This window comes from Pseudoalteromonas sp. 1_2015MBL_MicDiv (assembly GCF_002407505.1).
GTDB lineage: Bacteria > Pseudomonadota > Gammaproteobacteria > Enterobacterales > Alteromonadaceae > Pseudoalteromonas > Pseudoalteromonas fuliginea.
This window is the reverse complement of sequence record NZ_CP012738.1, coordinates 259020-280964: the sequence shown is the minus strand read 5'-3', so window position 1 is coordinate 280964 and position 21945 is coordinate 259020. Positions and strand designations below refer to the sequence as shown.

Sequence of the window (21945 nt, the reverse complement as noted above, 5' to 3'; positions counted from 1 at the left end):
TACTATTCCTTTATTTTATGGTGAGGACTAAGCTCAGTTATTAATTTAATGCTAGAAACCATTTGATCTAATTGAAAGTGTGGTTGTAACTGCAAAACAGAAAAGTAATGCCCTGGATTAGCCTTATTTTCACTAACTTTTATCTTTGCATTACTTAATGGGTATTTGCTTCTGATTTGCTCAGAAGCTGAATCTGATGCTGTGGTATAGTTATTTACCCAAGCCTGTAAATCTCTTTCACATGCTTGCGCAGTACTGTATGAGCCTACGCGATCACGTGCTAATAATTTTAAATAGTGCGCAAAACGAGAAACACACAATATATACTGCAGCATTGAAGATAAACGCGCATTTATATTTGCAGCACTTGAGTCATAATTTTTTGCTTTTTGAACAGACGCATTACTATAAAAAACAATATGTTCTGTATTTGTAACCGATGAAGCAGGAATAAAACCAAGCTCAGAAAACTGTTTCTCAAACTTACTTGTTACCAATAAATTCAAAGGCGGTTTAGCCTCTTTTTGATATGTATCATTAGCAAAATTGTCTCGTGCTAGCCCTGTCACTAACCCTTTTGAAACTTTCCCTGGTTCAATGCCACGAATATGACCAAACCAGCCACTCTCACAGTAAGCTCTTATTATTGTTGATACGAACTGGAAAGAAGCATTTCCCCAAAGCATATCTGTTTCAGGGTCAACAATTTGCTCTTTAAAATAAAAATCTTGATGGCGTTTTCCGTCATTACTATAAGGTGGCCTAACGAGGACATGCGGTAATGTAAAGCCGATAAATCGCGACTCTTCCATCTTTCTAAAGCTCTGCCACTTTGCATATTCAGGCTGTTCAAAATGATTAAAAAGATCGGAGTAATAACCTAAGTCAGAAAAACTATCAGCGCCAAATAAATTGGGTGAAGCACAACAGATGAAAGGAGAAAAAGCGGCAGCCGCCGTTCTTGATATCTCTTTTATTGTATCAATATCGTTGTAAGTCGTTCCTTCAGAAAAGGTATTTGTTATTTCGTAATCGCCAATAACAACCCCAAAAGGTTCTCCCCCGGCACTATCAAACTCGCTTTGATATAATAATTGGAAAAACATGCTTTGATCAAAATCAATCGCTTTATTTACATCCTTAGATAAGGTCATCCAATTACAGTTTAATACTTTTACTTTTACTTTATTTTCTTTATCGTATTGCTCGCTCTGCAATAAAAGCCACCACATATTACGCCAGCTAGCTTCTAATTTTTGAAAGCGTTTGTCATGAATAATTATATTTAGTTGTTTAGATATCAGCTGATCAAGCTCAACTATAATACGTTGTAGATAGGGACCTAAAGACTCCTTATTCCATGAAATAGGTGAATCAGAAGAGCCTTCAAGCCATAATAATAATGCTTTATCTAGGTTTTTTTCGTTTAAAAACCTATCAAGCAAAGCTTCATTATCACTTATTCGAGACTGCGACTTTTGTTGAAAAGTGAAGTCTTGATTTATAAATGAAAACTCTTCATGATTCATTCTAATGCATTATCCTTAACGCTAGAGAGAGGTTAGTTAACCAATCTCAGGAATTTTAGCTACAAGGCGTAAAGAAGAAGTAAGCTCTTCCATTTGTAACCAAGGTTTTAACCAGGCAACAGCATTGTAAGCACCAGGTTGACCTGGAATTTCTTTAACCGATACTTTTGCATCAGCTAAAGGGTAACGTGCTCTAATATCTTGACCACCGCCCTCTGTCGCATTAACGTAAGATAGTATCCAACGATTTAACCAAGATTCAACGTCTTCTGCTTCCATAAAGCTACCAATTTTGTCACGAGCCATCACTTTTAAGTAATGCGCAAAACGAGACGTCGCCATTAAGTATGGTAATCGAGCTGAAATTGCAGCATTAGCAGTCGCATCTGGTGTAGAGTAAATTTGTGGTTTTTGACAACTTTGGCCACCAAAAAACACAGCGTAATCAGTATTTTTATAATGACAAAGTGGTAAAAATCCTAATTTGCTTAGCTCTGCTTCGCGACGATCTGTTATACCAATTTCAGTCGGACATTTTAGATCTGGGTCGCCGTCATCACTAGTGAAAATATGTGTTGGTAGGCCTTCTACTTTACCGCCACCTTCAGCACCACGAATAGCAGTACAAAAGCCGTATTGAGCAAAAGCTTTTGTCATATTTGTTGCCATAGCGTACGCTGCGTTGCTCCAGCAATAGTCTTTATTTTCAGTACTGACCGAACGACCATCTTTAGGCTCAACTTCAAACTCTTCGTAGTTAAACTCTTCCACTGGCTTCGAAGCAGCACCGTACGGCAGACGAGATAAGAAACGAGGCATTGTTAAAGATACAAAACGTGAATCGTCACTGTCTCTAAATGAGCGCCATTTTGTATACTCTAATGATTCAAAGACTTTTTCTAAATCGCGAGGTTTTGTCAATTCTTCCCAGTTATCGAAACCAAATAATGATGGCGACGATGCCGCAATAAATGGACAGAAGCCTGCAGCTGCAACATTAGACATTAAACTAAGTGCTTCAACATCTTCAGGATGATTAGTAAATTCGAAATCGCCAACGATTGTGCCGTAAGGTTCACCACCTGGTGTGCCAAATTCAGCTTCGTATATTTTCTTAAACGTCTGGCTTTGATCAAATTCAACCGCTTTACTTAAATCTTTATGAAGCTCTTTTTTCTTCATATTTAAAACACGGATTTTAAGTGTGCCACTTGTTTCTGAGTTCATCACTAGGTGATGTAATCCACGCCATGAACCTTCAAGCTTTTGAAATTCATCACTGTGCATAACAACACTTAGCTGCTTTGATATTTTTTGATCGATTAATTGAATTGCTTCATTAAACGTCACAGTCATGTTTTTATTCCACTGGACTGTCCCTTTCAAGGCTTCTTCAGTCAGTGTTTTAAGTAACTCTTCTGCGCGACTCGCATCTGTTTGCTTAGTTGCACCAATAGCTTGTTCAAGTAAAGATGAACTCACTTCAGTCGTTGACTCTAATTCTGTACTTAGTTGCTCTGTACTCATTTTTCAGTCTCCTCTAATTTAAGCTCTTTAGCGATAGAGTCTAAACTTGCGGTATTACTAAGTACTTCTTCTAATACATTTTCAAGTTCTTCTGAGCGGTCAATTTTAGTCATTAGGTCGCGTAGTTTATTACGTGTTTCCATTAATTTACGTAATGGTTCAACCTGATTTACAACAGCTGCTGGCTCAAAGTCATCAATCGATTTAAAGTTAAGCTTAACTTCAAACTGAGAACCTTCATCATTTAATGTATTGTCGACTAATAAATTCAGAGAAGGACTCATACGCTTTAAAACATCATTAAAGTTGTCGCGATCTATTTGTATAAATCGTCTGTCTTTAAGTGGCTTTAAGGCATCAGCATTATCTCCTGAAAAGTCCCCCATCACACCAACAACAAATGGTAATTCTTTTTTAACCGCTGCGCCTTCAGTTTCCACATCATAAGTGATATGTACTCTAGGCTTACGAACTCGTTTTAATTTATCATGGATACTCATTGAGAACTCCTTTTACTTATGTTTCAGTTTCGCTGATTTTAATGCCAGACAACTTAAAGTACCCAGTCCTAGCATCACTATCTGTAATTAGTTCATTTAATAACTCAGGTAGCGATAATTCGCTCCATCGAATTACTTGTTCTATCGTGTACGACATCGGCGAGTGAGGCTCTGTTTTTCTAAAGAATGTGGCTATTTCTTTTAGTTTACTTATTGCATTTTCTCTAGAGTTAATCTCATTGCTATTCGTTTTTTCAACTACGCCTTCGACTCCCGCATCGTTCTCAGTTTCTAGCTCAACATTTTCACTAGCATTCTTTTGAGCTAGTGCTTGTTCTGCCGCTTCAAGCTTATCTGCAGCAACGTGTTTTAGTGCCGCCAAACTCACTTCAAGTGCCTGTTTTATATTAGAAGTCGGCTGTGGTTGACCTGTCACTCTGTCCATGACTTCACTAAGCGTGGAAAATTGCTCAATCGCTTCTTCAATATCTAACTTTAGAGAGACAAAAAAATCAGTACTGGTTTCTGCCGCACTTTTTTCTATTAATTCGAAGTCAACTGCACCTTGAGTAATTTTTTTCTCTCTTTTATCATCACTCAAACGAGAAACATCATATCCTTGTTGATATTCCCAAAAAGAATAAGAATTCATACTTACACTATCAGTTAAGTAAATACTCTTTATTGGTATGATCAACGTACCTTCACCCGCAGAGCCATTTAACCCTACTAGTGCTGATACTTTATCCCAAATTTCATCATCTGAGTCGAGTGTAGGGTATAAATCGTCAAAGTGATTTTCAATTAGGTTGTGAGCAACTTTAAAGCCAAACGCCAAGCCTTTAAAGCCGTAAATACGACACATTGCTTCAATTAGCCATGCCAAATATTCAATATCTTTGCTTTCGGTTTTTATTGCTTTGCTACATTGCTCAAGGAGAGGTAACCAGTCTCGCGACAAAGAGGAGATACCTTGCTCATCAACCAATGCATTTCTTTCAGCCGCTCTGAGCTGATTTCTCAAATCTTTTAAAGCATAATATGTAGACGTAGGAGAGACATCTGAGCGGGGATCAATACCTGCAATCTCAGTGTCTGAAATAGGGGAGATATATTCATCTAATAAAAACATTCCATTGTCCTAATAATTATCCATAAAACTCCAATAAAGCGGAGCGGATTTTATATTACATTCTTTATATTAAAATACAAGCTTAGTTACAATTGTGTTTAAAAATTCATTATTGCCAATATATAAACAATCAATTTTTAGTATACTTTCAAATAACATCATTTAAATAATTTAAAACAATCTTATTTAAAATAATCAATATGTTATTTAGTAAATAAAGGAATCGTCGCCTCATCCATATTATTAATAGCATTAATATCTTGATTATCTTTTGTTTCATCATATTTAATTAAAATACATGTCACATTATCTCTTGCACCTCGAACTAAAGAAGAGTGCATTAGTGCCATACCCGAATCAATAATACTATTTGGTTCTAAAGACATGCATATATCGTCATCAGATAATTCTCCAGTTAGCCCATCAGAACAAAGTAAAAATATATCACCGGTTCTTATTTTATCTTTAATAACATCCACTTTTACATTTTCCATAACACCAACTGCGCGTGTTATTACATTAGATAGAGGATGATTTTTCGCTTCTTCAACAGAAATAACCCCTTCATCAATCAAGTCATTTACTTGGCTATGATCTCTTGATATCTGCTGAAGCTCACCATCACGTAATAAGTAGGCTCGGCTATCACCAGCCCATAAAATATGGTAGTTCCCATCTTTTAAAAATAACGCAGTAACCGTACTACCCGCCGTTTTATTATCTAGATAAGAAGCACTGTATTCACTGAGCTGTCTATTTGCTTCTTCAATCGCCCCCACAATATGAGAAATACTTAAAACATCTAATTCAAGCTCTTGAACTTTTGTCCTAATAACATCAACAACTAACTGGCTTGCGACTTCACCGGCTTCATGGCCTCCCATGCCATCAGCAACAACCCACAGGTTATGACTATTAATTTCTACATGGGCATCTTCATTTAGTTGCCTAACAACACCTCGGTGGGTAATGGCATAACTTGTACAAAATTTACTAATCACTATTTTTTACCTGCGTATAATTCCATTCCCAATGTTTCCACCTACCATCTAACATGGCTGCAACTTGATTTACAGGAGGTAGTGCAGATGTAATAAGCACCATTGGTTTGATGTTAAATGAACCATGTGTCCACCAAACGCTATAATCACCATGTTTCTTATGTAATATGGCATGCATTGCATCTTCTAAAACATTATCTGACAGCTCAGTACCTGAAAATTCAAACGCCTCACCCGCTTTGTTTTTATCGGGTGAATGAGAATAGCTGACCTGCTTTTTTTCAGCCGTCATTATATTAAGCGTTTGGGTGACCTCTTTTCTCCACGAAAAAAGATCAACCGAGCCCTCTAATACTTTTAAAACCACATCTTCATACTCTAAAGAAAACACACCTGAGTTTAATATAGCAATAGGGTCACTTTGCGTCTCACTCAATAGAGTAAAAGGATAATGCCTTCCAACCGCATCCATACTCGGTATTATGGTTCCCATAACCCCGTTGTCGCCAACTATATTAGGGCTCAAGGCAAAGTGCCAGACAGGCGCTACCAAGTAATTATCCTGCCATGCTTCTCCTAGCTGCTCCTTACTAACAGCAATGGCTGCTTGTAACCATTGCTCCCAATGCTCAGAAAATGCCTTAGAAACGTTATCTTGAACAAAGTCGCCTAAAGAGGGCACTTTACCAAGATAACCTATATTTATAATCGTGTCGGACATGAAAACTTCTCTACGCTTGTATTCCAAAATGGATGTCTGATTGATTTAGGCAACAATTCGACTTTTGCATTATTTCCCATAATTGAAAAGTGCAGCTCTAGATCGTTACGAGTTTGGCTTCTTTTTTCGCTAAGCTCATCAAGCATTCTATAAAGTGACCATTCACCCTGATAAGTTGTGTTAATTGAGCGGCCACCATTTGGAGGCGTAAACACCACTCTTGTTTTACTTTGACCAGATGCTCCAGGCCAAATAAAATTTGTTACTTTTAATGGACCATGTCGGTAAGTCATTGACTGTCCATCAATTTCTATCATAAGGCTAGACACTGTTTTATCCAGTTTAAATGTTCGTAAACCAAATTCTATTCTAGGGGTATTACTTCCACCATCAAAAAAAGCGGTTTGGATTTGATAAGCATGTTCAAACATTTTTAATGTTTCACTGCTAATACCAATGTCTTTTTCAAACTTCCATGGACTTGAGCTTATATCAACGCTAGGCGCAACATAGCTATTGAAAAAGCTATCAATGGTTCCACCTGGTCCAAAAAAGCGAGCAAAGTCTTTCATATTTACTTCTTTATCTGCCTGTGGAGAGAAAGGGTACCTTCCCACAATCGCAGCATTGTATTCTCTTAAAACTTTGCTTTTCCAAATTTCGTTCAGGTGCCTGTTTGCACTATTTTTGGTGATATTACTAGTGTCTCTGCTTATATCTAATAACCAGCTATTGAATGGATAAGGTAAATCTCGACTTTGAAACTCTAATTGACGTATAAAGCTTGGTTTACTCTTACCACTAATTTGATCTTTTATTGAATACTTAAGCTGATCGCCTCGATCGAGCTTGGTTAAATAAATATTAAGCTCTCGCAGATTTTTCTGAATATTATCGAGCTGTTGAGAATCAATGTTTATCACATCTTCAAATGCTTCTTCGACTTGGTAACCTGGCAACTTTATGTCGAACTTAGGCGCTTCGTCAGGTAAAAATCGCTTGATCCTATTTGCTTTCGTTTGCATTGCAATTTCAGCAGCATTAGCAGCCAGTTTACCTGCTGCTTTTTGATTTTCCGATACCGGTAGTTTTGTCAGCTGAACATTCTTTTGAACTGCAGTAATAATATTTTTAATTGGCGCTTCTGAACCCGCTAATACATCCGTAATATTAACGCCCTCTGCCGGTGAGCTATATTGATTAAGACTTAAGTCATCTAAGAACGACTGCCAATAATGAATATAGTCTTGAAAATAACGCTGCTCTAATTTCTTTTCTATTTCATCTTTTGAAATATCGTAAGTGCCTGATGCTTCTTCACCATATACCCAACTACTGGCCATTAAATTACCTAACATTTTACTTTTTTCAACGTTAAAAATACCGTGAAATCCATTAAATGTGTACAACCCAGGGATATTTCTGGTTAGCTCACCATTATTACGAAACGTAAATTTTTGCGCACTTTCAAAACTAATAATATCGGTTAATCTAAATGGCGGAATACTACTATTAAGGAAGTCAGCTTGCAGACGTTGATACGCTCTTTCTGCTATAGGCAACTTAGTTAATTCAGCGCGTGCAGTACGTACCGCTTGGTTATCAACATCAGTTTGATTAATACCTTTGTTCAACAAAGCTGAAATATGACCCATTAATTCATCTCTAATTTGAATACTCTTATCACCCGGAAGGTTTCTTTCTAAGTAAGCATCAAACCATGCTGTAATGTCTTCACTTTCAAAATACTCTGGTTGAAATAGCATTAAATAACACTTCAAAGTCTCATATAAATAACTAAGGTGCTCTGGATGGGCTGCCATTTCTTTTATAAGGGTATTGCTGATAAATGGTTCTAAATAAGTTTGTAAAGAGCGATCGTAAGCATTAACAGAAGATGCTTTAATTTCATTTAATTTATTAAAACCAAATGATGGTGACTCTTCCGAGTCCATTAAAAATGGCGCACTTGCTGGTAAATTTCTCAGCGCGTTTAACCTATCATTTAAAACCACTAAGTTATTTCGATCAAATGACGCTGAATCAAGCTCTTGATATGTCGAAATAGCCTCTTCAGTTTCTGCAATTAAATTACTATTCCATGCAAAACTAAAGTACCAAGAAATTGAAAAGCCAAATAGCGCAATAACAGCTAATGAGATACTAGCAACGCGTAGCCATTTATTTTGTTTGTCGTGATGTTTATTTGTACTTGCTAAATTTTGCTCTGGAAAAATCACGCTTTCTAAAACATTTTTTATAAAAAAGCTTTTTGATTGATTGATATAATCTGTTTTACCTGAGTTAACATCATTCAAAAAGCTAGAAGGCGTTCCTTCTTGAGTTGCGCTCGTTAAGTAAACGCCCCTAAACATGGGCAGCTCTTCATATGCATTAGGTGTAAATATTTCTTTTAAAAAGCCATCAGCGACACCTTGAAGTACTCTTAGCTGCCTAGGGAATTCGAATATTTTAGCTCTAATCGCTTCGTTTCTTTCATTTATCAATCTGCGATTAAGCATTTCTGTTAATTTAGAAATTAAAGTATGAAATTCTTTATTAAACGCTTCTACCTGGGTGTCTTTAGCAAGATCAAGCTCAAAGGTAACTCCCCATACTTGTTCACATTCTTCTTCCGTTAATTCGCCAAAAAATTCTCTGAATCCTTCAATTAAATCAACCTTAGAAAAAATAACATAGACAGGAAATGTCATCCCAAGCTGATTTTGAAGCTCTTGTAGCCGTTGCTTTATTGCACGTGCATGCAAGTTACGCTCAGTTTTAGTCTGACTCATCAACTCAGATATACCCATGCTGATCATCACACCATTAATTGGCCTAAGTGGACGATACTTTCGCAATAGACCTAAAAACCCTTCCCATGCTCGTGAGTCATGTTTTGCATGACTATTTTGAGTTGTATACCTACCGGCGGTATCGATCAATACCGCTTTATTAGTAAACCACCAATCACAATTTCGTGTACCACCGATGCCATGAACTAAATCAACGCCCAGTTTATCTTTTAATGGATAATCCAATCCTGAATTATTAATAACGGTTGTTTTACCCGCGCCAGGAGGGCCGATCATTATGTACCACGGCAACTGGTAAATATTTTTACCTTTGAACAACTTAACATCTTTTAACAAGTCGATAGCTTCATTCATTCTTGTTTTTAGAGTCGTGATTTCTTCGTTTACTTCACTGCCGCCTGAGTCATCGCTATCGATTAACTCATCAGCCATTTTTTCATCTCTTTTATTTTGCTGCACAAGACGATAAATTTTTGTCACAGAAAAGAGCAACAATATAAGTAATATTGTTAGCAACCTTGCAGCAATACTTGCTAAAGGGACGTAATCTGCCACTGCAATTAAAGGACCACCAAACCAAATCAATAATGATAAAGCTAGGAAACCTATAATTAGCATCGCGGTACGAGATGTAAGAGCGTATGTCATTTTTTTAAATTTTTGCGAGAAACTCATATCAGCCTCATTAAAATAATAGATCGATTTCAATTCGTCGGTTCAATGACCTAGAAGCTGAATCTGAATTGCTGGCGATTGGCTCTGCGGCCCCTTTACCTTCAGGCCATAAACGGCCACTAAGGTTAGTACTTTTAGCCATAGAATTAGCAACTTGTGTTGCTCTAGCTAAAGAAAGGTGCCAATTTGAGGGGTATCTGTCGGTACTAATAGGCGTGTCGTCTGTGTGACCCGTAATTAATATTCTGCCTTTTGTTCCCTCTAAACTAAGTGCAAGTTTTTCAAGAATAGGCTGAAAAGAAGGCAGTAGCTGTGAATTACCTTGATTAAACAAACTTTCACTTTTAATGGAAATTCTGATCCGATCATTACTTTTTTTAACAACCACAATGCCCCTCTGTATTTCGGTTTGTAGTAGCTGCTCTAAAACTAATAATTGCTGGTCTTTTTTATCGATAGTTTGCTCATTTGCGAGTGGATGAATAACGGCAAGTTTTTCATTAATAGCAAAAACATCATCATTGAGTTTCATATTGATAAATAAATAAACGGCAAGTAACACGAGCCCTAAAACAGAAAAAATCACCCAAAGCGGTACTTGATTTCTAAGTTCAACACCTGCAGCAACTCGCTCCTTCCAATTAGGTGATAACTTGTTATTGATTGGCCCATCTAATTGATTTAAAAGGTGGTACATCTGAGAACGGTATTCTTCAACTTTATTATCACCAACAGTATCTAATCTATATTTGCCCTTAAAACCAAGGTTTAAACAATGATACTGTAACTCTAAAAATTGCTTGTTTTTTTCAGGTTGTAACAGCGCGTCATCGAGTAATGTATAAAAATATTCACCACCAAATGTTTCTTTATGAAATGTAGATAATAAGCTTTCATCGGCCCATTCCATTGAGCTCCATTTTGAATTTAATACCGATTCATCGAGAATAGCACATAGGCAGTAGCGCGCATTGTTGATGATATCTTTAGATAAATTTTGGTTGCGAACTTCAACTTCAAACCGCTTTATGGCCTCAACACAACGATGTTTTAAAGCTGCTAAATTTGTCATTTCGGCTGATTGACTAATAGATATGACTATTGAAAAACAGTCAGTTGCAGCTTCTAAAAGAGGGTTTTTAAAGATAGACACTTTGACGCTACTTGGTAGCTTTGTCGATGGCGATTCGACAGACATCACCGTTTTATCAGCATCACTGTCAGTATTTGCTTTACTATAGGTATCACGTCCTAATCTACCAGGGCGTGGTTTGATAATGGTTTCGTCCATTGAAACTCTTCCTTTAAAATTAAGTTCTAATTGCCCAAAGGCTTAATTGTAGTTCTGGGTAGCTACCTGATAAATGAATGGCAATTCCGCCACTAGAGCGCAACTTATCCCAATGCTCTCCCTGTTTATTTAATTCAAAATAATGGAAACCTGCATGATATGGGATTTGTCTTGGGGCTGTAGGTAAACTACTGATTGTTATTCCTGGTATTTGGTTATTAACAAGATCACGTATAGTTTCTACACTGCCTATTTTTATCTGTGATGGCAGTATTTTACGTAACTCTTCATGCGGGACACTTGCTTTTATTGCTAGAATAAATTGAGCTGAATTTAGCACCGACTTATCGTTTAATGCACCAAATGAAATTCCAAATTTGCTTTGTTCTAACTTTATTTCAGTTGCTGTTTGCTCAATAACATGACTCAACGACTGATATAGAAAGTTAACGACTTCGCTAAACACTTGACCCAAGTTTTTATGATCGTATTTAGGGAGCTTAGGAACTCGTTTATTAACAGTACTAAACGTCGACAGCTCTCCGGCAAGCTCAATCAACCTAATATACAAGATATTTGGATGGATATTATTGACTGATAATAAGTTGTCAAATACTGCATCATACTTATTTAATGTTTGCAGCATAATAAAGTCGGCAACTGATGTACTTCCTGCATATCCTTGACACAATCTAACGGCGATGCTTTCTGAGCGCTGTTTGATCATTGAACCAATTTCGCGAACAAGACCCAAAAGAGGCTTGCATTGCCCTACTTTTAAAGATGCCGGTATATACTTATTATCTAGCTTTATTTGCCCTTCACTACTAACGTCCAGAATTCTTGCTAAAGGCAGCAATATATAACCAGAGTGATCATCAGAGGAAAGTACTAACTTACTATATATTTTAGCGACTTGAATAACTTCTTGAGATTGCGCCCCCACTAAATCATCACTCACTGATAAATCATTCAATTTATAACGAGTTACAATATTTTCTTCTGGGGCAGATAAGTTTATGCCGCTATTTTTCAATGCCGGTATTGCAAGATAAACTATCTCGTCATATATATCTTTGCCGACCACTAATGGCTCAGGCAAAGAAGTTGACTGAGGCATATCTATCGGTAGTAAATCTGGGGTAATTGCCGACAGTGATTCAATCGCAAATTGACCCGATTTTAGCAGTTCAGTATCAATTGCTACCTCAAGTATTCCCCAAGGATCTGCAAGGTTACCACTGCACACTTGTTGGATTACATTCGCAATATGTTTATCTGATTGCTGGAAGTGTTGCGGCCTTAAAAACATCCCTTCAGTCCAAGCAACACGAGTGTTATCACCCATTTTACAAATCCTTTTTTTATTTCTCTCTCATGTATGTAGCAATAGCTTCTACATTGACATTTATATCATCATAACCGGTAGGATCAACTTCAATTACAGCTCTCCATCTTGCCTGATCAATGTTTCTATAAGCAACCACAACCCCCACATAGCGAGTGTTTCGATTGAGACTCATTTTATATTTTTGTACTGTATTTGGCTGTAATTCAAGCTCGTCTTTTTTTAACAGATCAGGCCCTAATAATTTTTCAGGCGTATCGTAAAGGCTAAAAAAATCTTGTGTATCAAAAATAGTTCGAGAACTAAGTTCAAATATTTTCATAACTACAGGTGAAGGTCTATCCGACGTATCAGGATTAACATTCTTAGATACATTAATAATCAGATCTGTTGAAGGCGGAACAAGTTTATTAACGGTAGAACATCCTAGTACTAAAAATAGTAAACTAAAACTCATTAAGTAGAGCTTAATTTTATACATTGTTTAATTTCCTTTCTAAAGCGTTTCTTTAAGTCTATCGTTGTATGCCTTTAAAAAATCATCTGACAAAGCCATTGCCCCTTTGGAACTAACGTCTTGTGACAAATCATCATGTAAACTCTGATATAACTTCCAGCATTTAGATTCAATTTGCCCAGGGATAATTTTTAATACGTTAGAATTATCATTTGCTTGCTGACTTATCTGTTGGGGAGAAACTTGGTCTAATATCCCTTTAAGTACACCATCTGCACCGGCTAATAACGCATGTTCGTGCCTGCGAGAGTCAATAAAGCTTTCATTTATCGACTCCTTAGACGAAAGGAAGCTTGCACTATTCCTTATGAATAAATTCTGAATAACGTCATCTATATTAGCAGAAAATTTTAAAGGGTTGTTTTGTTCAGTTTGAAACATTGTATGATTTAACCTCAATTGACTTTTTACATGCGCTCTTTGACGTAAAGAGTCCATAAGGCCATTGAGTAATAAATTAAGGCCTTGCCCCATTTCAAACCAATGCTTTTCTGTATTTAACGAATTTTGTACTTCAGGCTTTATATTTAAACCTTTTAAAAATGCATCAGATAACGCAGTACTGTTTTTTGCAGCTATTTTTGGTGATGCAGTCTCGACAGTTTGTTCTTTAGGGGCTATTTTTCGACTTTCCGATTGTACTAATGGAGAATTCGTTTTTAACTCTTGAACATTCGCAGAGTCATGTTTTGATGCATCGGAGTGTTCTGGGTTCATCAGGCGTGATAAATCATCCCAATCTTCTGGGATCTGGTTACCTGAGTTCAAAAAGGGCTCTTGCACCATAGAAACTCCAGGCATTGATTCATCTAAAATAGATTCGTCTAAAAACTGATGCGATTGTGAAAATGAATCTTTACTATCCGCACGGTAATTATTATCACTGTTTTGACTGGCCGAAAAATCGGTATTACTCACTGGTGAAACGCGATCATCAACCAACTTAACATCAATTTGAAAGTCGCCAATAGTTAATACGTCACTGTCAGCAAGAACCTGCCTATTTCCTTGACCAAGTGGGGTTACAGCAAAGTTTATAAAGGTGCCATTCGTTGAATTATCGTAAATATAAAAAGAATCACCTTCTTTTACGATTTGTCCGTGTTTACTTGATATTATTTTTTCAGGATCGGGCAGGTGCCAATCACAAGCCTCAGAGCGACCAAAGATAAGTTTATCTACTACAGTCTTAGATGCTTCAATTTCAGGTGAGAGTCTATGATAACTAGTTATGTTTAGTATCAGTTCCATTTGATAAGTCAGTCCCTTAAATCTTTATTGTCGGTAGGATAAAGTAGAAGAGAAACTATTGTCAACATTGAAATTAATATATAAATATAGACTGACTTTTGTTGAGCCATAAAATACTGTAAAAATAAATATTAACTTAATCGAAATACTGAACAATTGTGGCCGTTAATATTTTTACATTTCGGCCAAAATCCGTTCTCTATAAAATGAAAAAGTAAAACCTCAATTGATTTATCTTGATTACTTAATCTCATTCATTGACGCCCTAAACTCTCTTTTTTACTTAAGTATGTGCTCAAAAGTGGGTTTATTTTTTATATTTTTATAAAGTTACATTTGTTAAATATTCCCGATAGCGTATAAATTAGCTGTTTCAAAATTTAGATATAAATATTCAATAATTGAAACATTGCTATAGTCGAGATTTTTTGTAAAAATGTACGACAATATCAGAGGGAAATTGATAATAAGTATAAAGCTTACCTTTGTAATTATTTAAATAAACACAATAAAAGGATTTATAATGAGCGGTATTAACAACCCGAGTGACAAAACTCAAATTGCATCACTTGATTCTAATCAAAAAAGAACCTCTGCTAAAAATAAGATTAACCTCATCGGAAAAAAGATTTCCGATCGCTACCTGGTTGAAGAACTAATTGGACAAGGCGGCATGTGCTACATTTACAGAGCGCGTGATACCTTCTTAGAAAATGTAAATCGTGCTGAAGCATTTGTTGCTTTAAAAGTGTTGCAAGAAGAGTTTTCATACTCAGAAGAAGCAATTACTCTTCTAAAAGACGAAACAGCAAAAACACAACAGCTCTCCCACCCTAACATCGTTAAAGTGTTTTCAGCAGATTCCGATGGCGATTTATATTACGTCACAATGGAACTTGTTGAGGGAGAAACTTTAGAACAAATAATTAAACGCAACAAGCCCTCAGGCATGGCATTTAAAAAAGCGAAAGTGATTTTAGAACAGCTTGCTGATGCTCTTATATATGCACATTCAAGAGGGGTGATTCATAATGACCTCAAACCATCCAATATCATATTTGACAGTAATGGGGACTTAAAAGTACTCGACTTTGGTATCGCAAAGCATAAAAACATTGAAGATGCGTATGCCGTTAGAAGTAATGTTGAGTTGGGCGATATTGGCGGTTATACACCGACCTACGCAAGTCCTGAACAACTAAATGGTGCCAGTGCTACCGTTAAAGATGACGTGTTTTCATACGCATGTATTGCGTTTGAACTATTAAGTAGTAAACATCCATTTAATCGAGTTGCAGCCGATAAACTACCAAAGAGTACCACTGCTAAACGTCCAAGCAATTGTCCACTTTGGTTATGGCAAAGTATAAATAATGCACTATCGTTAGAAACGTCACAACGACAAAGTTCTTTATTACCTATTTCTAAAAAACTTAAGTCTAATTTAAAGCCAGCGATCGGTTTAGTCGCAGCATCCGTTATTTTAGTTATTGTAGCTATTCAATATCAATTAGCTAACACTGTGCAAGTAAAGCAACTAGAGGCAAAACTTGATAATGCGAACGCAATTAATCAACAAGTAGAAACCTGGATGTCTTGGAATGGGCCTCATATTTTAGATAAGTTAGCTGAAATTCCTCCGCAGTACGAAGTATTAAAGCAGGGCCTATTAAGAGTAAATCAAACGAGCATATTAGGCAGTTTTGATAAAAGAGCTAATAACTTTAATAATAATAATTCAAATAAATTTAAAGATTTTGATAAAACAATTTCAATCTACTCTAAAGCTCTCGACTACTACCCTGACTCAGAAAAACTTTCAGTGCAGTTAGAGAGCATCCTAAGAGAGCGTCAGTCAATAATTTTTGATATCACATCGAGAATTAATTTATTGTTAGAACAGTCTCGTTATAACGAAAGTGACAATAATAATATCCCGCAGCTAATTCAAGACTTAAAAGAAGTTGATAATACCTACGTGTACGAGCCCTCTTCCTTACATTTTGATAATTTTAAAATAGCGTTAGACAAAGCAGTAGAAGAAGATGACGTAATTGCGCAAAAAGCACTCTTAAATGTTGGTAAAGCGATATTTACCAGCAATCAAAAAGCTGAACTCCTTTTCGCAAATTTACTCAAAAGAGAATCTGCAATTGATGCACTGACCTTTTATCAGAAAAAATTAGCGATAGGTGAGCAAATTACCTACCCACTCTCGGATGCTATTGTTTTTTATCAACCAAGATTTCAACGTTACTCTGAACAATTGGAAGGTATTGAGGATTACAAGCAGCTACTAGAGTTTGAAGAACTTATTAATTTAGAGTCTGCTGATCTACCAACTGATTTTCCTCTTCTAGTGACATTAAAACAAGATTTGTCAAAGCGATATATTACTATGGCTAATACTCTAATGAAGCGAAAAATGTACCGAACTGCGGAGCAATTAGTCGAAAGAAGTGAGGCCATTACGCAGTCGTTAGACAGTATGCTGTAAATAAAATAGTTAGGCTACTAACTCAGAGTTTGTTTAGATGATGAGCGTAGCAATAAGAAAATAACTATAATTGAATATATGGTGGATACATATTAGACTATCCACCGCTTTTTAAACGAGAGTCAAGGACGACGAGTTGAGCTTTTAAGACACTCCTCCAAGATTTTTCGTAACCTTCAACATTTTTAAATTACTTAATGGAGTATCGATGAAAAACTTAAGCGCACTTGCAGCCATCCTATTACTAAGCGGTTGTTCAACCACCTCAACAGTTGATAAAGTCGTCACTGAGGTTGTTACCGAAGCCAAAGTAGATGTTGAAGAAGTTGTAGCACCAATTTCATTAACCGTTATTACGACTCCCGCAGATGCTCGCGTTCGTATTATGAACATAAACCCGGTCTATCAAGATGCCATTGAGCTAAAAGAAGGCAAATACGATATTGAAGTCAGCAGAGCTGGATACCAAACCTACAGAAAATGGGTCGTTGTTGACAAAAAAACTATTTTAACTGTTGGATTAGATGAAGCACTAACAAGTCAATCTGAACAGTAAGCCATTTATACTGTTAAGTAACCTGAACTCTGAGTAATATATTATTTACCAAAGTTCAGGTTAAGTTAGCTCAGCAAACCTTCTATTTAGTCAAACGAGTAAAGACCCCCTATTCAACCAAAAATACACGATCCCACCTAAATTAACTGCAATGCATACCCACAGCACAAATATAAAACGACGTTTTTTAGATTTATGACGTAGTAATTGTTGTGCAAATAATGCACCTGGCCAACCACCACACAGAGCAAGTAATTGCAACGTGCGCTCAGGCGTACGGTTTACTTTTTTATGTGCCGATTGTATTGCTTTGCGCTTATCCCAAGCATACATTAAAAATGTTAACATACTCAAAATACTGAGATAAATTGGTATATAAAGAGCAATATAGTTAAGCATGTAAGCTAGCCAAGTTAAAGCAATAAAAAGACTCGATATTGTTATTAAGGCTTTTTTTATCAATTAATTATCACCTATACTGAACGCACAGAATTTAAAAATAAGAGTTAAATTATGACACATTTTAAAGCGTTATTCTTAGCGTTGCTCCTCTGTTCATTTACTTTTAGTTACGCGGACGAAAACAACTTAACCCTCGATAAAGAGCTAGCAATATTTCAGCCTTACTTAGGCACTTGGCAAACCGACTTTAAGGTAGTCTCAGGCGCAAAGCCAGTTCAGGATGTCGGCAGGTGGGAACGTACGCTAAACGGTAAAGCTATTCGTACTATGCACTCTATTAATGAGGGTGAGTATGGCGGCGAATCGACGATTTTTTATGATAGCAAAAAAAAGTCACTCGTATTTTATTACTTCACAACAGCAGGTTTTTATACAAAAGGCACTATAACAGTATTAAGCCCGACTCAGTTTGTAGCCTACGAAGAAGTAACAGGCAGTAAAGAGGGAGTGACTAAGGTTAAGTCTACAAGTGATTTAAAAGACGATAAATTCATTGTATCAATCTCTTATTTAAAAAAGGGTGAGTGGACAAAGCCCGAACAACGTATTTATACACGCAGTACAAAAGCCGTTAAGTTTAAATAATCGCAATTTATAAACACAAAAAAGGCAGCCTAAGCTGCCTATTGTCATTTATAGAACCGTATTTATTTTACGTATTTTTTAAATGCATCATCTACTGGTGTATCAGCAAGGTGATTAGTGTAGTTGCTCATTACTTTTTGAGACAAGCCTACAATAATTTCAAGTAGTTGTTGCTTAGCGTAACCTGCGGCAAAGAATTTTTCGATTTGCTCATCGCTGATCACGCCACGTTCACGTGTCATTGCGAGTGTAGTTTCACGAAGAGTTTCTAGCTTAGGGTTTTCAAGTGGTGTTTTGTTAACAAGTGCGTCAACAATACCTTGATCAACCTTCATTGCCGCTGCAATACCACTGTGAGCAGGAACACAGTAATGACAGTCGTGCTCTACGTTAATTGATTGCCATACTACTGTTAGCTCTTCTGCATTAAATGACGTTTTTTGAAACAAGTCATGCAGTACTTGGTAACCTTTAAGTAATGTTGGTGCTTCAGCCATTACTGCATGTAAGTTAGGAAGCATACCAAATGCTGCTACTGAATCAGCTAAAAGTGGTTTTGCTTCTTCTGGTGCATTTTCTGCCGTGTATAAAGTAAATTCTGCCATGTTTAGCTCCAAAAATAATTAGGTTTATGTAACTTCGAAACACATACTATTTGATTTTGAGCGACTGTTCAAGTTAAAATTGAGCAACTGTTCAAATTAATTGAGAATGAAATGGTTAATAAGGTTAAATTTGAACGCGAAAATGTTGTTCGTGTTGCCAGCCAATTATTTTGGGAAAAAGGCTTTCATGCAACCTCAACGCGAGACTTACAAGAAGCCGTTAATATGCGACCAGGCAGTATTTATTCTGCATTTGGTTCAAAAGAGGGGCTATATAGTGAGTCACTAAAAGACTATACGGTGCAAATGAAAAGCCAAATTGACGGTTTTTTATCTTCGTCAGACACAACCTTAGGTGGCTTACGTGCATTTGTAGAAAATGTGGTAATTAAAAACAAAGATTGTAGCCCGAGTGCAATCTGTATGTTAGTAAAAGCTAACAATGAGTTTGCCGATAAAAACAGTAGTTTATATGAATTGAGTTTAGATTTAGCGGCTAAGTTTGAAGGTTATCTCACTGTACTTTTCGAGCAAGCAATAGCAAAAAATGAGTTGAGCGATAAATTAACAGCTATTGAGTACGCACGTTTTTTTCAGATTCAGTTTACAGGGTTACGTGGTTATTTTAATCGACCAGGCGTTGAACTACTGGCCCAACCTATGATCAATCAAATGTTTGCGCTCATGAAAAACCTATAAACCGCTTGTTTTAATTAAAAAAGGCAGTAATTTAATTGCTGCCTTTTTATTTTTTTACGTTCAATATTACGTTTTTAACTTATTAAGCTCTGAATCTTGTTGCGTTACAAGCTTGTTGAGTACTTCACTGCTATCGCCTGCTTGTGCCGATAAATCGGATAGCTGCGAAGCTGCATCTGATATAAGTGTTAAATTACGATTTATTTCTTCAGTTACTAAACTTTGCTCTTCAGCTGCCGTGGCAATATGTGTAATTTGATTAGTTATTTCATCAACTTTAACCACTACACTGTGAAGAGCATCAAATGCAATTGAGGTTTCATCAACAGCACTTTGTGCGCGCACTACGCCTTTTTCTATTACAGTTGAGGCATTGCCAACTTCGTGTAACAAACTATCGATCAATTTACTGATATCGTCAGTCGATGAACGCGTTTTAGACGCAAGCGCTCTTACCTCATCAGCAACTACCGCAAAGCCTCGGCCATGTTCACCAGCACGCGCAGCTTCAATTGCCGCATTAAGTGCCAATAAGTTAGTTTGTTCTGAAATGGTACGGATCACATCCAAAATTTGCGTAATATCTTTACTACGCGATGCTACTTTTTCAACCGCTTGGTTAGCTTCTTTAATTTCTTCAGACATAGTTTTAACTTGGCTCATCGCTGACGACAAACTCGACTCACTACTAACCACTAAGCCATTAATTTCATCTGCCTGCTGCGCTGACTGTTCTGATGCTCTGGCAACTTCGAGTGCTGTTGCGCTCATTTCGTTCATAGCCGTTACCACACTTTCAATTTCTTGAAATTGCGATTGCACATTTTGCTTTGTATCTATCGCAATGTGTTGCGCTATCTCGCCTTGCTGTTTGGTTTGCTCAGACACCGCTTTTAGTTCAGAAATTAAATCACGTAGTTTTGCTAAAAATCGATTAAACCCACCAGCTAATGCAATAAGTTCAGCGTGGCTATCAACATGCAATGTATGCGTTAAATCACCCTCAGAGCTTGCAAGGTTATCAACACGTTGTTGAATTTGTCGAAGCGGTGCAACGATGCCGCCAACCATTAATTTCATTATAACAAATGCAATTGCAGCTATAGCTAAACCGGTTACTAAAATAATAGACCCTAACGATGCTGCAGTTTCTTGCATGTTTTCAGCCAACGCTTCAGGACCTGCGAGCGCAAGTTCTGTTGGTACTTCAATAATTAAAGACCACTGCTTATTGGCAAGTTTAATATTGATAGGGTAATTAACAAGGTACTCGTTATTAACCTTAAAAATACCGCTTTGTCCTTTTGACTTTTCAATATCGTTGTACAACGATGAGCTAATCGCTTCTTTTAGTGGACGCCCTAGTTTAGTTTTATAATGGCTACTGCCAACAATTAAGCCTATGTCACTCAATAATGTTACTTTTGCTTTACCGTTATAGAGTTGTTTAGAAAGCTGTTCAGTCATCACTTGAAAAGTAGGAAGTGTTAAGTCTACGCCAGCTAAACCAATAAACTGCCCAGATTTTAAAATTGGCACTGTTAATGACGTTAACATTACCGAATCACCAGACGGAATTTCGTAAAGGTAAGGCTCCATAATACATGGTGTGAGCGTATCCTTTGCACATAAGTACCATTCAGCTTCGCGAAGTCCAAATTCGTTCAAATTTGTTATATATTTGTCAGCTGCATTAGCCACTTTTTGCTGTTCTACCGTACCATTCTCGTCCCGAGTAATATAGACTTCGAGCGTGCCATCACCATCAACAGAATGCTTAAAGCCCCGCTGGAATTGAGCATCTTGCCCATCAAAAGCATTAGCTTCGAACTGAGAATAAATAGAAGATAAAAGTGTATTATTTTCTAAAATAGAGCGGTTTATGCTTACAACTGTATCTCTACTTAGCGTATTTTGTTTTGCAGCATCACCAAGTAATGCGGCTAATGAATACGGAACTCGGTAAGCCTCGTTAACAAAGCCAGCAATTCGTTCACCATATACTGCAGCATTAGCATTAAGTTTTTCTTCAACCTCAGCAACGATATACTCTTCAGATTTGATCGCTAACTGCTCATTGCTTGATGATAATTCCCACCATAAAACACTAGAAAGTACCAATACTGTAATAAATATACTCCCGACGGTAAGCCAGAGTAACTTTTTTGCTAACGATATTTCCCGCATTCCATACACCTTTTGATTAAATCTACAGCTATAGTTTAGTAGTTTT

Annotated in this window: 18 protein-coding genes; 4 read left to right on the top strand and 14 right to left on the bottom strand. The window is 36.8% G+C overall.

Annotated elements, in window-relative coordinates:
* Nucleotides 1–2: 2 nt before the first annotated feature.
* The 11 genes from tssC (AOR04_RS18745) to tagH all read right to left on the bottom strand — a co-directional run bounded on the left by tssC (AOR04_RS18745) (nt 3) and on the right by tagH (nt 14308).
* Entirely contained in the window at nt 3–1529 is a 1527-nt protein-coding gene (gene tssC, locus AOR04_RS18745) for a type VI secretion system contractile sheath large subunit (RefSeq protein WP_096794293.1), read from the bottom strand.
* 36 nt (nt 1530–1565) lie between these two features.
* On the bottom strand, nt 1566–3056 hold the full coding sequence (gene tssC / locus AOR04_RS18740; protein WP_007377093.1) for a type VI secretion system contractile sheath large subunit: 1491 nt from the start codon (nt 3054–3056) through the stop codon (nt 1566–1568).
* Nucleotides 3053–3556 (bottom strand): type VI secretion system contractile sheath small subunit, encoded by a 504-nt coding sequence (tssB, locus tag AOR04_RS18735; protein ID WP_007377094.1) that lies wholly within the window; start codon nt 3554–3556, stop codon nt 3053–3055. The genes tssC (AOR04_RS18740) and tssB overlap by 4 nt, the downstream gene beginning before the upstream one ends.
* Nucleotides 3557–3572: 16 nt before the next feature.
* A complete protein-coding gene (gene tssA / locus AOR04_RS18730; protein ID WP_096794292.1) occupies nt 3573–4688 on the bottom strand; it encodes a type VI secretion system protein TssA in 1116 nt (371 codons plus the stop codon).
* Between the two features lie 203 nt (nt 4689–4891).
* On the bottom strand, nt 4892–5689 hold the full coding sequence (locus AOR04_RS18725) for a PP2C family protein-serine/threonine phosphatase (RefSeq protein ID WP_007377096.1): 798 nt from the start codon (nt 5687–5689) through the stop codon (nt 4892–4894).
* Complete coding sequence (gene tagF / locus AOR04_RS18720; protein WP_007377097.1) at nt 5682–6410, bottom strand: type VI secretion system-associated protein TagF; 729 nt, start codon at nt 6408–6410, stop codon at nt 5682–5684. Before tagF ends, AOR04_RS18725 begins: the two co-directional genes overlap by 8 nt.
* Entirely contained in the window at nt 6392–9901 is a 3510-nt protein-coding gene (gene tssM, locus AOR04_RS18715) for a type VI secretion system membrane subunit TssM (protein ID WP_096794291.1), read from the bottom strand. Before tssM ends, tagF begins: the two co-directional genes overlap by 19 nt.
* A gap of 10 nt (nt 9902–9911) precedes the next feature.
* A complete protein-coding gene (gene tssL / locus AOR04_RS18710; protein WP_096794290.1) occupies nt 9912–11192 on the bottom strand; it encodes a type VI secretion system protein TssL, long form in 1281 nt (426 codons plus the stop codon).
* A gap of 19 nt (nt 11193–11211) precedes the next feature.
* Nucleotides 11212–12540, bottom strand: coding sequence for a type VI secretion system baseplate subunit TssK (gene tssK, locus AOR04_RS18705; protein WP_008137773.1), 1329 nt, complete (start codon nt 12538–12540; stop codon nt 11212–11214).
* Between the two features lie 16 nt (nt 12541–12556).
* Nucleotides 12557–13021: a type VI secretion system lipoprotein TssJ gene (tssJ, locus tag AOR04_RS18700; protein ID WP_007377101.1), complete on the bottom strand. Its 465-nt coding sequence runs from the start codon at nt 13019–13021 to the stop codon at nt 12557–12559.
* 15 nt (nt 13022–13036) lie between these two features.
* Nucleotides 13037–14308 carry a type VI secretion system-associated FHA domain protein TagH gene (tagH, locus tag AOR04_RS18695; RefSeq protein WP_096794289.1) on the bottom strand — a complete coding sequence of 424 codons (1272 nt, stop codon included), beginning with the start codon at nt 14306–14308 and terminating at the stop codon, nt 13037–13039.
* 523 nt (nt 14309–14831) lie between these two features.
* Here tagH and AOR04_RS18690 point away from each other — a divergent pair.
* Together AOR04_RS18690 and AOR04_RS18685 are read left to right on the top strand one after the other, a co-directional pair.
* The gene (locus AOR04_RS18690) at nt 14832–16805 is read left to right on the top strand and encodes a serine/threonine-protein kinase (RefSeq protein ID WP_008137777.1); all 1974 of its coding nucleotides are present in this window, start codon (nt 14832–14834) and stop codon (nt 16803–16805) included.
* A 208-nt stretch (nt 16806–17013) separates the two neighbouring features.
* The gene (locus tag AOR04_RS18685; protein ID WP_007377104.1) at nt 17014–17361 is read left to right on the top strand and encodes a hypothetical protein; all 348 of its coding nucleotides are present in this window, start codon (nt 17014–17016) and stop codon (nt 17359–17361) included.
* Nucleotides 17362–17451: 90 nt separating this feature from the next.
* Here the strand turns inward: AOR04_RS18685 and AOR04_RS18680 are convergent, their stop codons facing one another.
* Nucleotides 17452–17823, bottom strand: coding sequence for a DUF1294 domain-containing protein (locus AOR04_RS18680; protein ID WP_096794288.1), 372 nt, complete (start codon nt 17821–17823; stop codon nt 17452–17454).
* Between the two features lie 51 nt (nt 17824–17874).
* Here AOR04_RS18680 and AOR04_RS18675 point away from each other — a divergent pair, with 51 nt between their 5' ends.
* Nucleotides 17875–18408 carry a hypothetical protein gene (locus AOR04_RS18675; RefSeq protein ID WP_033028445.1) on the top strand — a complete coding sequence of 178 codons (534 nt, stop codon included), beginning with the start codon at nt 17875–17877 and terminating at the stop codon, nt 18406–18408.
* A gap of 62 nt (nt 18409–18470) precedes the next feature.
* Here AOR04_RS18675 and AOR04_RS18670 read toward each other — a convergent pair whose 3' ends face one another.
* Nucleotides 18471–19013: a carboxymuconolactone decarboxylase family protein gene (locus AOR04_RS18670; protein ID WP_007377107.1), complete on the bottom strand. Its 543-nt coding sequence runs from the start codon at nt 19011–19013 to the stop codon at nt 18471–18473.
* A gap of 111 nt (nt 19014–19124) precedes the next feature.
* Between AOR04_RS18670 and AOR04_RS18665 the strand changes: the two genes are divergently transcribed.
* Entirely contained in the window at nt 19125–19712 is a 588-nt protein-coding gene (locus AOR04_RS18665) for a TetR/AcrR family transcriptional regulator (RefSeq protein WP_007377108.1), read from the top strand.
* A 66-nt stretch (nt 19713–19778) separates the two neighbouring features.
* Here the strand turns inward: AOR04_RS18665 and AOR04_RS18660 are convergent, their stop codons facing one another.
* The gene (locus AOR04_RS18660; RefSeq protein ID WP_096794287.1) at nt 19779–21899 is read right to left on the bottom strand and encodes a methyl-accepting chemotaxis protein; all 2121 of its coding nucleotides are present in this window, start codon (nt 21897–21899) and stop codon (nt 19779–19781) included.
* Nucleotides 21900–21945: the final 46 nt, after the last annotated feature.